General features: G+C 68.2%; 14 protein-coding genes. 7 read left to right on the top strand and 7 right to left on the bottom strand.

What is annotated here, in order from left to right; translation table 11 throughout:
- Positions 1-270: 270 nt before the first annotated feature.
- From QM624_RS15170 to QM624_RS15180, 3 genes are all read right to left on the bottom strand, one after another.
- Complete coding sequence (locus QM624_RS15170) at positions 271-1,884, bottom strand: MFS transporter (RefSeq protein ID WP_415093266.1); 1,614 nt, start codon at positions 1,882-1,884, stop codon at positions 271-273.
- Between the two features lie 63 nt (positions 1,885-1,947).
- Entirely contained in the window at positions 1,948-2,388 is a 441-nt protein-coding gene (locus QM624_RS15175; RefSeq protein ID WP_415093268.1) for an HNH endonuclease, read from the bottom strand.
- Positions 2,389-2,606: 218 nt separating this feature from the next.
- On the bottom strand, positions 2,607-3,521 hold the full coding sequence (locus tag QM624_RS15180) for a 5'-3' exonuclease (protein WP_415093270.1): 915 nt from the start codon (positions 3,519-3,521) through the stop codon (positions 2,607-2,609).
- A gap of 25 nt (positions 3,522-3,546) precedes the next feature.
- On the opposite strand from QM624_RS15180, the gene QM624_RS15185 reads away from it, so the two are divergent.
- The 4 genes from QM624_RS15185 to QM624_RS15200 are packed head-to-tail and all read left to right on the top strand — an operon-like array spanning position 3,547 to position 6,949.
- Positions 3,547-3,984, top strand: coding sequence for an Lrp/AsnC family transcriptional regulator (locus QM624_RS15185; protein ID WP_415093272.1), 438 nt, complete (start codon positions 3,547-3,549; stop codon positions 3,982-3,984).
- Between the two features lie 33 nt (positions 3,985-4,017).
- Positions 4,018-5,589 (top strand): apolipoprotein N-acyltransferase, encoded by a 1,572-nt coding sequence (lnt, locus tag QM624_RS15190; RefSeq protein ID WP_415093274.1) that lies wholly within the window; start codon positions 4,018-4,020, stop codon positions 5,587-5,589.
- Positions 5,586-6,389, top strand: a complete 804-nt coding sequence (locus tag QM624_RS15195) for a polyprenol monophosphomannose synthase (protein WP_415093276.1) — start codon at positions 5,586-5,588, stop codon at positions 6,387-6,389. The genes lnt and QM624_RS15195 overlap by 4 nt, the downstream gene beginning before the upstream one ends.
- Complete coding sequence (locus QM624_RS15200) at positions 6,386-6,949, top strand: FxsA family protein (protein WP_415093278.1); 564 nt, start codon at positions 6,386-6,388, stop codon at positions 6,947-6,949. Before QM624_RS15195 ends, QM624_RS15200 begins: the two co-directional genes overlap by 4 nt.
- Positions 6,950-7,054: 105 nt before the next feature.
- Here the strand turns inward: QM624_RS15200 and QM624_RS15205 are convergent, their stop codons facing one another.
- The 3 genes from QM624_RS15205 to QM624_RS15215 all read right to left on the bottom strand — a co-directional run bounded on the left by QM624_RS15205 (position 7,055) and on the right by QM624_RS15215 (position 9,610).
- On the bottom strand, positions 7,055-7,384 hold the full coding sequence (locus QM624_RS15205; protein ID WP_298134079.1) for an RNA polymerase-binding protein RbpA: 330 nt from the start codon (positions 7,382-7,384) through the stop codon (positions 7,055-7,057).
- A 73-nt stretch (positions 7,385-7,457) separates the two neighbouring features.
- On the bottom strand, positions 7,458-8,828 hold the full coding sequence (locus QM624_RS15210) for an MFS transporter (RefSeq protein WP_415093280.1): 1,371 nt from the start codon (positions 8,826-8,828) through the stop codon (positions 7,458-7,460).
- A complete protein-coding gene (locus QM624_RS15215) occupies positions 8,828-9,610 on the bottom strand; it encodes a glycerophosphodiester phosphodiesterase (protein ID WP_415093282.1) in 783 nt (260 codons plus the stop codon). The genes QM624_RS15210 and QM624_RS15215 overlap by 1 nt, the downstream gene beginning before the upstream one ends.
- Before the next feature lie 46 nt (positions 9,611-9,656).
- Here QM624_RS15215 and QM624_RS15220 point away from each other — a divergent pair, with 46 nt between their 5' ends.
- Together QM624_RS15220 and pdxY are read left to right on the top strand one after the other, a co-directional pair.
- Complete coding sequence (locus QM624_RS15220; RefSeq protein WP_415093284.1) at positions 9,657-10,028, top strand: hypothetical protein; 372 nt, start codon at positions 9,657-9,659, stop codon at positions 10,026-10,028.
- A 50-nt stretch (positions 10,029-10,078) separates the two neighbouring features.
- Positions 10,079-10,933 (top strand): pyridoxal kinase PdxY, encoded by an 855-nt coding sequence (pdxY, locus tag QM624_RS15225; RefSeq protein WP_415093286.1) that lies wholly within the window; start codon positions 10,079-10,081, stop codon positions 10,931-10,933.
- 87 nt (positions 10,934-11,020) lie between these two features.
- On the opposite strand, the gene QM624_RS15230 is transcribed toward pdxY, so the two are convergent.
- Entirely contained in the window at positions 11,021-12,541 is a 1,521-nt protein-coding gene (locus tag QM624_RS15230) for a helix-turn-helix domain-containing protein (protein WP_415093288.1), read from the bottom strand.
- Between the two features lie 115 nt (positions 12,542-12,656).
- Here QM624_RS15230 and lpdA point away from each other — a divergent pair, with 115 nt between their 5' ends.
- Complete coding sequence (lpdA, locus tag QM624_RS15235) at positions 12,657-14,054, top strand: dihydrolipoyl dehydrogenase (protein ID WP_415093290.1); 1,398 nt, start codon at positions 12,657-12,659, stop codon at positions 14,052-14,054.
- Positions 14,055-14,104 lie beyond the last annotated feature (50 nt).

A 14,104-nucleotide genomic window follows, 5' to 3' on the forward strand; every position in this document is an offset into this window, starting at 1 on the left:
TCGATCAGGTGCTGGACGCCGCCCTCGGCGCCGACCCTCTGCGGCCGGCCCGGCAGGCCATGCGGCGCCACGTCCTGGGTGACCCGCCCGGCGGCCCCCAGGCCGCGTTCGCCGCGAACGTGGCCCGGCTCGCGGCGTCCTGACGCCCACCAACCGCTGGTTGAGCTTGTCGAAACCCTCCCTTGCCGACCACCGCTGGTTGAGCTTGTCGAAACCCCTCGTCGCCGGCGGCTCAGGGTCTCGACGAGCCCAACCGACAGATCGGCGCTTTCAGCTGAATCGGACCTGCAGATCCTGCTCCAGCTGCTCCAGGCTGACGAACTTCGTCTCGGGCACGATCCGCAGGTAGAACAGCAGCGCGAAGACGTTGAACAGGCCGAAGCAGGCGAAGGTCCAGGCCGGGCCCAGGTAGGCGATCATCACCGGGAACGCGAAGGTCACCACGGCGTTCATGATCCAGCCGGCAGCGACCGCGACGCCCTGCGCAGTGCCGCGGATGCGGGCCGGGAAGATCTCCGAGACCAGCACCCAGTTGACCGTGCCGGACTGCTTGAAGAACACGAACAGGGTCACCAGCGCCAGCACCAGCCACGGCAGGTAGGCCGGCACGGTGGCCGCGATCGCGCCGGACGCGTCGATGTGCGGCGCGATGCCGAAGCCGAAGACCAGTGCCAGCGAGAACAGCGCGAGCACGATGCCGGTCTCCTGGTAGATGCCGACGTGACGCCGGGCGAGCCGTCCGACCAGGTAGATGCCGATGCCGGCACCGATCGTGGAGGCGATCCCGGTGACCACGTTCAGGGTGATCGCGTCGGCCGAGGAGAACCCGGCCGCGACCAGGACTTTCGGCAGGTAGTACATCGCGGTGTTGATGCCGGTGAGCTGATCGAAGATGCCCAGGAAGCAGCCGATCACCAGCACCCGACGGGTCCACCGGGTCGACCAGGCCTGCCGCAGCGTCCAGCGCGCCTGCCGGCCCTCGACCCGCTGCACCTCGACCATGCCCTGGATCTCGACCCCGACGTCGTCGCGCCGCTCGTCGCGGATCCGCTTCAGTGCACCGATGGCCTCGTAGTAGCGGTGCTTGGCGGCGTACCAGCGGCTCGATTCGGGCATCAGCCGCATGCCGATCCACAACGCGATGGCCGGCAGCGTGCCGAGCACCAGCATGTACCGCCACACCCCGCCGTTGCCGGCGGCGACCACCAGCCCTTCGATGTGGCCGGCCAGATCCCACGGAATCCACGACCCGGCCGCGAACTGCCCGCTGGGGTCGGACGCCACCTGCACCTGGGGCCCGCCGCGGGAGGCCGACAGCATGGCGTTGGTGGAGTAGGCCAGCAGCTGGCCGAACACGATCATGAACTGATCGACGGCGACCAGCGGACCGCGGATGCGTTGCGGCGCCGACTCGGACAGATACATCGGCACGCTGGACGAGGCCCCGCCGACAGCGAAGCCGAGAACGACGCGGAACAGCGACAGGATCAGTACGTTGCCGGCCAGCGCCGAGCCGACCGTGCCGACGATGAAGATCAGCGCGAGCAGCAGGATGTTGTGCCGACGTCCGTGCCGGTCGGCGAGCCGTCCGCCGACGATGGCGCCGATCGCCGCACCCACGGCCAGGCAGCCGCCGACCAGGCCCTCATCGAGCGGGGTGAGCGCCAGTCCGCCGCCGGCGATCGGAAGGTAGAGGTAGGGCAGTGCGCCCGCGATGACGCCGGTGTCATAGCCGAACAGCAGCGAGCCCAGGGTGGCGACGGCCACCAGCAGCCCGATCGGACGCCGCTTGCCCGACGGCGGTGTGGACGCCACCAGGTCGGCCAGCTCCTCGGCGCTGGGATCCGGGGGCAGCGTCGCGCTCCGTGATTCTGGACGGCTCATGCTTCCCCTCGACACAATGTGGAATTTCCGGGGTCAGCATAGGGGCGATGACACGCCCCGACGTCAGGCGGCCATCAGCTGCAATCGGCTGGGCGCGTACGCCTTGGTCTTCAGCGGCATCCCGGCCTCGGACGGCGTCCGGTTCGCCTTCCGGGCATTGCAGGTGTGACAAGCCGCGACGGTGTTCGTCCAGGTGTTCCGGCCGCCCTTGGACTGGGGCAGGATGTGGTCGACGGTGGTGGCCCGGTCGCCGCAGTAGCCGCAGGTGTGCGAATCCCGCTTCAGCACCCCGCGCTTGGTCCAGCCGGGCGCACGTCCGTAGAGAAATGTGGTCTTCACGTAGCGCACCAGCCGGAGCACCTCCGGCTGCGGATAGCTGCCGAACACCAGGTCGGGATGGGCGGATTCGATCACCGCCACCTTGCGCAGCAGCATGCCGATCGCATGCTGCAAGGACACGGTGTGCAGCGCGGTGTTGTCAGTATTCAGGACGAGCACGGCCATTCAGATACTCCTTCCCGCTGGCTGCGGGCAAAAAGAAACCGTTCCGCATAAGCGCGGAACGGTGGCAGCACCAGGAACTGGTAGAGGCGTCTCAGTCATGCTCGCTATCCGCACGCCGACGAGCCGCGGTGTGGGAACACTCAGGCTGATCATCGGGTACTCCATCGACTGAGAACGGGACCAGAGTAACCCCGGAGTTCGCAATGTCGCGACGACACTCAGGCGTTGACCGCCAGCGCCGTGACGATGCGGTCGGCGGCGCCGCCCAGGTTGAGCAGTTCGGCGAGCTCGGCGAACACCTCCGGCTGGACGGGCGCGCCGGGCAGGCGGAGGTCGTCCAGGGTGACGCCCAGCGGCAGATCGCGCTTGACCCGGACGACCTCGCGAGCACCGGCCAGGTAGTCGATGCCGGCGGTGAGCCGGTTGGTGAGGGCGGGGGAGAGCCGTTTCGCGGACGCCGCCGCCAGCACCCCTTCCAGGTCGCCGTGGTCGGCGATCAGCCGGGCGGCGGTCTTCTCACCGATCCCGGCCACGCCCGGTAGGCCGTCCGAGGCGTCGCCGCGCAGCGTGGCGAAATCGGCGTAGCCGGCGCCGTCGATGCCGTAGCGCTGGCGCAGCACCTCGTCGGTGACCCGCTCGTGGTTGCGGACGCCCTTCACCACCGACAGCACTCGCACCTGACGCTCGTCGTCGATGAGCTGGAACAGGTCCCGGTCGCCGGTGATCACGTCCACCGGCACGGACGCCGTCGACGCCAGGGTGCCGATCACGTCGTCCGCCTCGTGATCGTCCGCACCGACGATGGCGATGCCGAGGGCGTCCAGGACGGCGCGGATGTACGGCACCTGCGGGCTCAGTTCGTCGGGGACGACCTCGACGTCACCGGCCAGCACCCGGTGCGCCTTGTAGCTGGGTACCAGCTCGACCCGCCACGCCGGACGCCAGGCGTTGTCCCAGCAGGCCGCCGCATGGGTGGGCCGGTACTCGGTGATGAACCGGGCCAGGAAGTCCAGCAGACCCCGGACGGCGTTCACCGGCTGGCCGTCCAGGGCCCGCAGCGAGCTCGGTAGACCGAAAAAAGCCCGGAAATACAGCGATGCTGTGTCATAAAGCTGCAAAGATTCCGGTTTCACCCGCACATAGTGACACGATTGGGCCATGGAGAGCACGGACCGCCAAATTCTCGCGCTGCTGTCTCGGGACGGTCGCATGTCGTACACCGACATCGGCAGGGAGACCGGACTGTCGACGTCCGCGGCCCAGCAGCGGGTCCGCCGGCTGGAGCAACGCGGTCTGATCACCGGTTATCGCGCCGAACTCAGCGCGGAAGCACTCGGTCTGGCGTTGACCGCGTTCATCGCGCTCAACGGCACCGACCCGGCCACCGATGACCAGATTCCCGAACGGCTCTCCCACCTGTCGAACATCGTGTCCTGCTATTCGGTCGCCGGCGACGCCAGCTACATCCTGATCGTCCAGGTGGCCACCCCGGCCGCGCTGGAGACGCTGCTGACCCAGATCCGGTTGGCGGCGGGCGCGTCCACCCACACCACGCTGGTGTTGTCCGTCCCGTTCCGGGGGCGCGCCGTTCTCTGATCGGGCTTCCCAGCCCTGGGTAGCATGCCCTCCGTGACCGACCGCCTGCGCGCCCTGCCGTGGTGGCTGCGAAGTTCGCTGGCGGCGTTGGCGGGTGCCGCCGCCACCCTCGGTTTCGCACCCACCGGTTGGTGGCCGGTGCTGATTCTGGCGATGAGTTGCCTCACCCTGCTGGCGCTGCCCGCACCGAGCTGGTGGCAGGCCGCGGTGACCGGCTTCTGTTTCGGACTCGCCTGGTATCTCACCGGCGTCACCTGGATGAGCGTCGTCTTCGTCGAAGCGATGATCGCGTTGTCGGCGTTGGAGGCCTGCTATCTGGCGCTGTTCGGCGTGCTGCTGCGGCTGGCCGGACGGTCGCGGTTCTGGCCGCTGCTGGCTGCAGGTAGCTGGCTGGTCGTCGAATATCTGATCGGCAATGTGCCCTTCGGTGGCTTCCCCTGGCTGCGGCTCGGCTACACCACCGTCGACTCTCCGCTGGCCGGTCTGCTGCCGCTCGTCGGCGTCCCCGGCGCCGGGTTCGCCATGGCCCTGATCGCCCAACTGATCGCCTGGATCGTGCTCACCGCCCACGGACGCCGCCGGCTGATCGGCGCCGCGGCCGCACTCGCCGTCCTGCTCAGCGGGCTGCTGGGGCTACTGGTGCCCGCGGGTGCCGAGCAGGGCAGTGTCAGCGTCGGGTACGTGCAGGGCAACGCGCCCGGCGGCGGCATCTACGGTCTCGGCGCGCCCCGCACCATCACCTACAACCATCTGGCCGAAACCCAGCGGCTGGCCGCCAAGGTGAACGCCGGCGAGCTGCCGAAACCCGACTTCGTGGTGTGGCCCGAGAACGGCACCGACCTCGACCCGTTCCGCGACGTCCGCACCGGTGCCGCCGTGGGGACGGCGGTGAGCGCGGTCGGCGTCCCGATCCTGGTCGGCACCATCACCGAGGACCCGGCGGCCTACACGCGGCAGACCGCCGCCATCATGTGGTACCCGAACACCGGACCGGGCGCCCGCTACGACAAACGCAACCTGGTGCCGTTCGGTGAGTGGGTGCCGCTGCGGTCCATCCTCGAGCCGTTGTTCCCGGTGGTGCGCTACGTGGGGGCGCAGTCGATCCCCGGCACCGGACCCGGCGTCCTTCCGGTGAGCCTGCCCGGCCGGACGATCCAGGTCGGCGATCTGATCTGCTACGAGGTGGCCTACGACGGCACCGTGCACGACACGGTGCAGGGGGGCGCCGAGGTGAACGTGGTGCAGAGCAGCAACGCCATGTACGTGGGCACCCGTCAGGTGGCGCAGCAGTTCGAGATCACCCGGGCACGGGCGGCGGAGTTGCGCCGCGAGATCCTGGTGGTCACCACCACCGGCACCTCCGGCCTGATCCGTCCGGACGGCAGCGTCGCGTTCACCCTGCCCGAGTTCCAGTCGGCGTCCGGAGTCACCGAACTGCCGTTGCGCACCGGCGCCACCCCCGCGGTGCTGTACTCGGGCATCGTGCAAGCGGTGCTGATCGGGACCACCGTGCTGGCCTTGGTCTGGACCGGGTGGCGGCATCGGGGGAGCGCCGGACGGATGCGGCAGAATGGAAGCTCTGTATCGACCCAGGAGACGATGTGACCGAAACCGCGAGCAACGCCACAGCCACGCCCGAGTGGGCAGAGTTGGGCAAGGTGCTCGTCATCATCCCCACCTACAACGAGGCCGAGAACGTCATTCCGATCGTGCAGCGGTTGCGTGCGGCGGTGCCGGACGCCGACATCCTGATCGCCGATGACAACTCGCCGGACGGCACGGGCCGGATCGCCGACGACCTGGCGGCCTCCGACGAGCAGGTGCATGTGTTGCATCGACGGGCCAAGGAGGGCCTGGGTGCCACCTACCTGGCCAGCTTCGCCTGGGGGTTGGAGCATGGCTATGGGGTGCTGGTGGAGCATGACGCCGACGGTTCGCATCAGCCGGAGCAGTTGCCGAGCATGTTGCGGGCGTTGAAGGACGCCGACATGGTGAAGGGCTCCCGGTGGGTGCCCGGCGGGTCGATCAAGAACTGGCCCTGGCACCGCAAGTTCATCTCGCTGGGCGGCTCGCTGTGGTCGCGGATCATGCTCGGCATTCCGTTGCGGGACATCACCGGCGGATTCACCGCGTTCCGGGCCGACACGCTGCGCGGCATCGATCTCGATACCGTTGAGTCGGCCGGCTACGCCTTCCAGATCGATCTGGCCCGGCGTGCGGTGGAACGTGGCTTTCGGGTGGTCGAGGTACCTATCGAGTTCATCGAGCGCGAGCGGGGCGACTCCAAGATGAGCAGCGGCATCGCCGTCGAAGCGGCCCTGCTGACCACCCGGTGGGGCGTCGCCAAGCGCGGCCAGCAGGTGAAGAACTACCTCGGCTTCCACAAGCGCCGGGCAAGCAAATGACCGTTCCGCAGCAGCCCGCACGCGGACGGCGTCCCTGGCTGGCGCCGCTGGTGCTGCTGTTCCTCGTCCTCGTCCCGGTGGTCGAGGTATGGCTGCTGGTCAGCGTCGCACAGCAGATCGGCGCGCTGCCCACGCTGGCCATCCTGATCGGCCAGGCGATCCTGGGCGGCTGGCTGATGCGACGTGAGGGCGCCAAGGCATGGCGGGCGCTCAACGAATCGGTCAGTTCCGGACGGCTGCCCGGCGGCGAACTGCTCGACCCGGTGCTGATCATGGTCGGCGGGGTGCTGGTGATGGTGCCGGGCTTCTTCACCGACGTGTTCGGGCTGATCTTCCTGCTGCCGTTCACCCGGCCGCTGGCCCGCGGGCTGCTGCAACTGTTCATCGCGCGGCGGGCCGCCCGCTCCGGCATCGACCTGAACGTGATGCGGGCGAAGATGGAGCGCGACACGGTGATCCGCGGTGAGGCCGTACCCGAGGAGCCCACCCGCGACAGCGCGCCGAAACCGCCCGGTCAGGCGTCCGATCCCACCGTGATCAAAGGCGAGATCGAGCCCTAAACCCCGACCACCGCCGGCTGAGCTTGTCGAAACCTCTTTCAGCGCGATGTGGCGCCGGGGTCTCGACAGGCTCGACCAGCGGTGGTCAGTGCTTGCTTGCAGCCGTCAGTTGCCGCGGATCTCGTCCAGCCGTTCGGCCAGCAGCTCCTCCAGCTCTTCGATGGAGCGTCGCTCCCGCAGCATGTCCCAGTGGGTACGCGGGGGCTTGACCGCTTTGGCCTCGGGCTCGACGCCGTCCGAACGCCGCGCGACCGCGCCGCACCGGGGGCATTCCCACTCGGTGGGCAGGTCGGCCTCTTCGGCGAAGGTGACGCTGAAGTGGTGACCCTTGGGGCAGTCGAAACCAGTTTCCTGACGTGCCGCGAATTCGACGCCGGCGCCGTCGGCGAAGCTCTTCGAGCCCAAGCCCGAGCCGCGCAGTGATCGCTCAGCCATAATTTCTCCCTCCACCCCGGACGACCCAGCGGTCGACCGGCCGTCTCCACGCTACCGGGTGACCCCAAGCCGCTCACAGGACTTTGGGTAACGCATTTCCGGCCTCGGTGATTCCCCGGCGCATATCGACCCGGCTCAGCAACAGGCCTCCGACTAGGAAGAAGAGCACCAAAGTGAGGATCGCCCAGCGGTAGGAGTGGCTGAACTGGAAGACCAGCGCGAAACTCAACGTGCCCAGCCAGCTGGTCCCGCGCTCCATCGCCTGATAGAAGCTGAAGTACTCCGACTCGCGGCCCTTGGGCACCAGCTGGGAGTACATCGACCGGCTCAACGCCTGGGTGCCGCCCATCACCAACCCGATCGCCGCACCGAGCGCGAGCAGTGCGCCGAAGATGCCGGCCGGCAGGAAGAAGGCCACCGACACCACGCCGAACCAGATCACGATGCCGATCAGCACGGTGCGTTTCGCGCCCAGCCGGGCGGCGACGCGTCCGAACAGCAGGGCACCGCCGAAGGCGACGAACTGGGTGAGCAGGAAGGTGATCATCACCTGCGAGGTGTTCATGCCCAGTTCGAGCTGGGCGTACAGGCTGGACTGGCCGATCACGGTTTGGATGCCGTCGTTGAAGAACAGGTAGGCGACCAGGAAGAGCAGGGTCTGCGGGTAGCGCCGCAGGTCGATGAAGGTGTCGGCCAGCTGCCGCAGCGGATTGCGCCGGGCCGGGGGGGAGTGGGTCACCTCGGCCAGGGTGCGTTGCGGCAGTGAACGCAGGCCCAGCACCGGGATGATGGTGAACACGCCCCACCACAGGCCTGCCGACAGCAGGCTGAGCCGGATGGCCATGCCGTAGCTGATGCCGAGCGGTTCGTAGGCGGTCATCACCACCAGATTGAGCGCCAGCAGCAGTCCGCCGCCGAGATAGCCGAGCGCCCAGCCGCGACTGGACACCCGGTCACGGTCGTCGGGGGACGCGATCCGCACCAGAATGCCGTCGTAGATGACCTGGGACGATCCGATGCACAGGTTGGCCACGATCATCAGGACGGCGCCGAGCTGCCAGTTGTCGCCGCTCAGGAAGAACATCGCGGACGCCGCCGCCGCGCCCACCCAGGCCAGAGCGCCGAGCCACCACTGCGGATGCCGGGAGCGGTCGGCGATGACTCCGACCAGCAGCAGCGCGATCGTGGTCAGGATCGTGGAGATGGTGACCAGGAAGGGATGCACTGCTCCGGGCAGCACACCGAAGCCCAACAGCGACACCGGGTTCTCGCAGACCGCGCCCGATTCGAGGTCGGGGCAGGCGGCGTTGGTTGCCAGGCTGGTCAGGTAAGGGCCGAGAATGACGGTCGCGGTCGTCGTCACATAGGCCGAGTTCGCCCAGTCGTACCAGTACCAGGCGCGCTGCTGCGGTGTACTGCGCTGTTTCTGCCGGACGTCACCCATCAGTTGCCCTCCCATAGGCCGCGCTCGGTCAGCACCTCGGCCAGCACGTCGATCCGGTCGCTGACCAGGCCGTCCACGCCGAGGTCGATCAGTCGTTCCATCTCGGTCCGGTCGTTGACCGTCCAGACGTGCACCGCGCGGCCGGCGGCGTGCGCCGTCCGGATCAGGCCGCGGGTGAGGACGGGCATCCGGTCGTGCCAGGCCCGCGCGGGGATCTGCAGCACGACGCCCGGCGAGGCGACGAGGCGCCGTCCGAGTGGTGCGTAGGCCTGCCAGGCCACCCCCGCCGGGCCGGCCGCGGTCGCGACGCGTCCGTGGGTGCGCCGGCGGAAGGCCCGGATCCGGGCCGACGAGAACGAACCGACGCACACCCGGTCGTGGGCATGGTGGGCGTCCAGCGCCCGGATCAGCGGTTCGATGGCCTGCGGCACCTTGAGGTCGATGTTGAACCGGGCCTCCGGGAGCGCCTCCAGCAGTTCGTCAAAGGTGGGAATCGGGTCGATGCCGGCGATCCGCACCTGGCTCAGTTCGCGCCAGGGCAGCCGTTCGGGCACGCCGGTGGCGTCGGTGACCCGGTCCAGGGTGTTGTCGTGGAAGGCGAACAGCTCGCCGTCGGCGGAGACGTGGACGTCGGTCTCCAGATAGCGATAGCCGCGCTCGACGGCCCGGCTGAAGGCGTACAGGGTGTTCTCGCGCGGGCGGTCGGCCTCGGAGAGGAAGCCGCCGCGGTGCGCCATGGCGGCGAACCGTGTGTCGAAGTAGCGGTAGTCACCGGCCTGCACGCGTTCAGTATGGGTGAGGGATGGACATGGGGGCCATAATCGGGGCATGTCGGAGACTTCAGCACCCATTCGTCAGGCCCTGCGGGACGCCCTGCCGGGCGCAATGAAGGCGCGGGACACCCCTGCGCGCAATGCGATCCGTTCGGCACTGGCAGCCATCGAGAACGCCGAGGCCGTCGTGCCCGAGACCACCGGCGGCCCGCCCGCGACCAGTGAGCATGTGGCCGGGACTGCGGTCGGCGTCGGGGTGGCCGAGGCTGATCGCCGCGAGCTGGACGAGGACCACACCCTGGAGATCGTCAGTGCGGAACGCGACGAGCGGCTAGCCGCGGCGGCCGACTACCGGGCCCGCGGTGAGGAACAGCGGGCTGCCGAGTTGGAGGCTGAGGCGGCCGCGCTGGACGCCTTCCTGTGCTGATCGCCGAGAGCGTTTCCACCGCACGACGGTGTGCGACACAATAGGGCCTCGTGACAACAATCCTGTCGATCCAGTCGTCCGTCGCGTACGGCCACGTGGGTAACAGCGCAGCCACCTTCCCGCTGATGCGGTCCGGTGTCGAGGTCTGGCCGGTGCTCACCGTGCACTTCTCCAACCACACCGGGTACGGGGAATGGCGCGGACCGCTGCTGGCCGCCGAGGACGTGGCCGAGGTGATCCGGGGCATCGACGAGCGGGGCGTGCTGCCACGGGTGGACGCTGTGCTGTCCGGCTACCAGGGTGCCGAAGAGGTCGGCGCCGTGGTGCTCGACGCGGTCGCCCTGGTGAAGGAGCGCAGTGCGCGCGCGATCTACTGCTGTGATCCGGTGATGGGCGATGTCGGACGCGGCTTCTTCGTCCGGCCCGGCATTCCGGAGTTCATGCGCGACCAGGTGGTGCCGAAGGCGCAGATCGTCACCCCGAACCATTTCGAACTCGACTTCCTCACCGGCCGCGAGACGCACACCCTGGACGAGGTGATCGAAGCCGCCCACGCGCTGCGGGCCGTCGGCCCGGAGACGGTGCTGGTGACGTCCGTGGTGACCGACACCACCGATGACGATTCGCTGACCATGCTGGCCGTCACCGGCGAGGGTGCCTGGCAGGTGACCACCCCGCGGCTGGACCGCACCTTCACCGGTTCCGGCGATCTGACCGCCGCCATGTTCCTGGCGCACTGGCTGCGCACCCAGTCCGCTGCGGAGGCGGTCGGCGCCACCGCCGACATCGTCTACTCGGTGCTCAAGCAGACCGCCGATTCCGGCCTGTCCGAGCTCCAGTTGGTGGCCGCCCAGGACGAGATCGTCACCCCCACGTACCACTTCGACGTCCACCAGGTGCGCTGACCCCGGTTCGAAAGGGACGGTTCCTTTCGTTCCACCTACAGCAATTCGGTGGAACGAAAAGAACCGTCCCTTCGTACCGGTTGCGGGTCAGTCGCGGAAGACCTCGATCTTGGCGCCCAGGGCGTTGAGCCGGTTCGGCAGATCCTCGTAGCCGCGGTTGATCACGTAGACGTCGCGCAGCACGCTGGTGCCCCGGGCCGCGAGGGCGGCCAAAAGCAGGCAGACGGCGGGGCGCAGGGCCGGGGGAGAGATGACCTCCTGGCCGCGCCAGCGGGTCGGGCCGGTGACGATGATCCGGTGCGGGTCGAGCAGCTGGACGTTGGCGCCCAGCTTGGTCAGCTCGACCAGGTGGATGGCCCGGTTCTCGTACACCCAGTCGTGGATCATCGTCCGGCCCTGCGCCACCGCGGCGATCACCGCGAAGAACGGCAGGTTGTCGATGTTCAGGCCGGGGAACGGCATCGGGTGGATCTTGTCCGAACTGGCGTACAGCTCGGAGGGATGCACGGTGATATCGACCAGTCGGGTGTTGCCGTTCTCGGCCGGGTACTCCGGCGACAGGTCGAACGACTGGCCCATCTCGGCCAGAATCTCCAGCTCGATCTCCAGGAACTCGATCGGGCACCGCTGCACGGTGAGCTCGGAGCCGGTCACGATGGCCGCGGTGAGCAGGCTCATCGCCTCGATCGGATCCTCGGACGGCGCGAAGGCGATGTCGGTGTCGATCAGCGGCAGTCCGCGCACCCGCAGGGTGGTCGAGCCGATGCCGTCGACGTGGACGCCGAGCTGCTGCAGGAAGAAGCACAGATCCTGCACCATGTAGTTGCTGCTGGCGTTGCGGATGACGGTCTCACCCGGGTGCCGCGCCGCCGCCATCAGGACGTTCTCGGTCACCGTGTCGCCGCGCTCGGTGAGGGTGATCGAGCGATGCGCGAACGGGTCGATCGGAGTAACCCGGGCGTGGTAGGAGCCCTCGGTGGCCTTGATGTCGAGGCCGAAGTGGCGCAACGCCTGCAGATGCGGCGTGACGGTGCGGGTGCCCAGGTTGCAGCCGCCGGCGTAGGGCAGTTCGAAGGTCTGCTCGTCGTGCAGCAGCGGACCGAGGAACATGATGATCGAGCGGGTCCGGCGGGCGGCCTCGACGTCCATCTTGGCGAGTTCCAACCGGTCCGGGCGGACCAGTTCGAGTTCGGTGCGGTCGTCCGACCAGGTCGCCTTCACCCCGATGCTGGTGAGCACCTCGAGGATCCGGTTGACCTCCTCGATCTGCGCGATCCCGCGCAGCACCGTGCGGCCGCGGTTCAGCAGCGAGGCGCACAGCAGCGCGACCGCTGCGTTCTTGGACGACCGGACCTTGATCGACCCGCTGAGCGTCGCCTCACCGTGGATCCGCAGGTGCAGCGCACCGCTGGTGGTCTGCGGCTGCTCCAGCGCCTCGGCGATCCTGTTCACCAGATCGACGGAGAGTTCCCGCTGGCCGGCCTCCAGATCGTTGACGGTCTCACGTGAGGTGCCCAGCTCGTCCGCCAACTCCTGTTGAGAGAGTCCGCGCTGCCTGCGGGCGTCCCGGATCAGGTACCCGATGCTGGTAGGGGAGAGTTCTGTCACCCCGGAAGCTTAAGCCATCAGATCCAGCCCCGATTGCGACCCTCCTGCGGCAAGGGTGATCACGGGGCGTCCAGCAGGCTGAAAACTGGGGAGGCGGTCCACTAGGGTGCTGCTCATGAGCGCACACTTCGACGTCGTTGTCCTGGGAGCGGGCCCGGGTGGTTATGTGGCCGCCATTCGCGCCGCGCAGCTTGGCAAGAAAGTAGCCATCATCGAGAAGCAGTGGTGGGGCGGCGTCTGCCTCAACGTGGGCTGTATTCCGACCAAGTCGCTGCTCCGCAACGCGGAGCTGGCGCATATCTTCACCCACGAGAAGGACTTCTTCGGCATCGAGGGCGAGGTCACCTTCAACTTCGGCAAGGCATTCTCGCGCAGCCGTGAGGTGTCGAACCGCATGGTCGGTGGCATCCACTACCTGATGAAGAAGAACAAGATCACCGAGCTCAACGGCTGGGGCACCTTCGTCGACGCCAAGACCATCGAGGTGGCGACCGACTCCGGCACCGAGACGGTCACCTTCGACAACTGCATCATCGCCACCGGCTCGACCACCCGGATGATCCCCGGCACCTCGCGCAGCGCTCGCGTCTTCACCTATGAGGAGCAGATCCTCGCCGACAACCTGCCGGGTTCGATCATCATCTGCGGCTCGGGTGCGATCGGCACCGAGTTCGCCTACGTGCTCGCCAACTACGGCGTGAAGGTGACCATCGTCGAGTTCCTCGACCGGATGGTGCCGCTGGAGGACCCCGAGATCTCCCGCGAACTGACCAAGGCCTACAAGAAGATGGGCGTCGAGGTGCTCACCTCCACCAAGGTGGAGGCGATCGAGGACACCGGATCATCGGTGAAGGTGACCGTCAGCCCGGCCAAGGGCGGCGAGCAGAAGGTGCTCGAGGCCGACCGGGTGCTGCAGTCCATCGGCTTCGCACCGCGCACCCAGGGCTACGGCCTGGAGAAGCTCGGTGTCGAGCTCACCGAGCGCGGCGCGATCAAGATCGACGACTACATGCGCACCAACGTGCCCGGCATCTACGCGATCGGCGACGTGACCATGAAGCTCGCCCTGGCGCACACCGCCGAGGCGCAGGGCGTGGTGGCGTCCGAGACGATCGCCGGCGCCGAGACCATGCCGATCAACTACGACATGATCCCGCGGGCCACCTACTGCCAGCCGCAGATCGGCTCGTTCGGCTACACCGAAGAGCAGGCCAAGGAGCGCGGCTACAACGTCAAGGTCGCCAAGTTCCCGTTCTCGGCGAACGGCAAGGCGCACGGCCTGGGCGACGCGACCGGCTTCGTCAAGGTCGTCGCGGACGCCGAGCACAACGAGATCCTGGGCGCCCACATGATCGGCCCCGACGTCACCGAGTTGCTGCCCGAGCTGACCCTGGCCCAGCAGTGGGATCTGACCGCCGACGAGGTGGGCCGCAACATCCACGCCCACCCGACGCTGTCCGAGGCGCTCAAGGAAGCCGTCGAAGGCATCGCCGGACACATGATCAACTTCTGAGCAGCCACCTACTACCTGTCTCTGACCGGGTCCGCGTCGCGGGCCCGGTC

The sequence above is a fragment of the Micropruina sp. genome, from assembly GCF_047606365.1.
Taxonomy (GTDB): Bacteria; Actinomycetota; Actinomycetes; order Propionibacteriales; family Propionibacteriaceae; genus Micropruina.

Bases quoted from the DNA above. Each gene is read 5' to 3' on its own strand.
- QM624_RS15170 (WP_415093266.1), bottom strand. From the start codon at position 1,884: ATGAGCCGTCCAGAATCACGGAGCGCGACGCTGCCCCCGGATCCCAGC.
- QM624_RS15175 (WP_415093268.1), bottom strand. From the start codon at position 2,388: ATGGCCGTGCTCGTCCTGAATACTGACAACACCGCGCTGCACACCGTG.
- QM624_RS15185 (WP_415093272.1), top strand. From the start codon at position 3,547: ATGGAGAGCACGGACCGCCAAATTCTCGCGCTGCTGTCTCGGGACGGT.
- QM624_RS15200 (WP_415093278.1), top strand. From the start codon at position 6,386: ATGACCGTTCCGCAGCAGCCCGCACGCGGACGGCGTCCCTGGCTGGCG.
- QM624_RS15205 (WP_298134079.1), bottom strand. From the start codon at position 7,384: ATGGCTGAGCGATCACTGCGCGGCTCGGGCTTGGGCTCGAAGAGCTTC.
- QM624_RS15210 (WP_415093280.1), bottom strand. From the start codon at position 8,828: ATGGGTGACGTCCGGCAGAAACAGCGCAGTACACCGCAGCAGCGCGCC.
- QM624_RS15220 (WP_415093284.1), top strand. From the start codon at position 9,657: ATGTCGGAGACTTCAGCACCCATTCGTCAGGCCCTGCGGGACGCCCTG.
- lpdA (WP_415093290.1), top strand. From the start codon at position 12,657: ATGAGCGCACACTTCGACGTCGTTGTCCTGGGAGCGGGCCCGGGTGGT.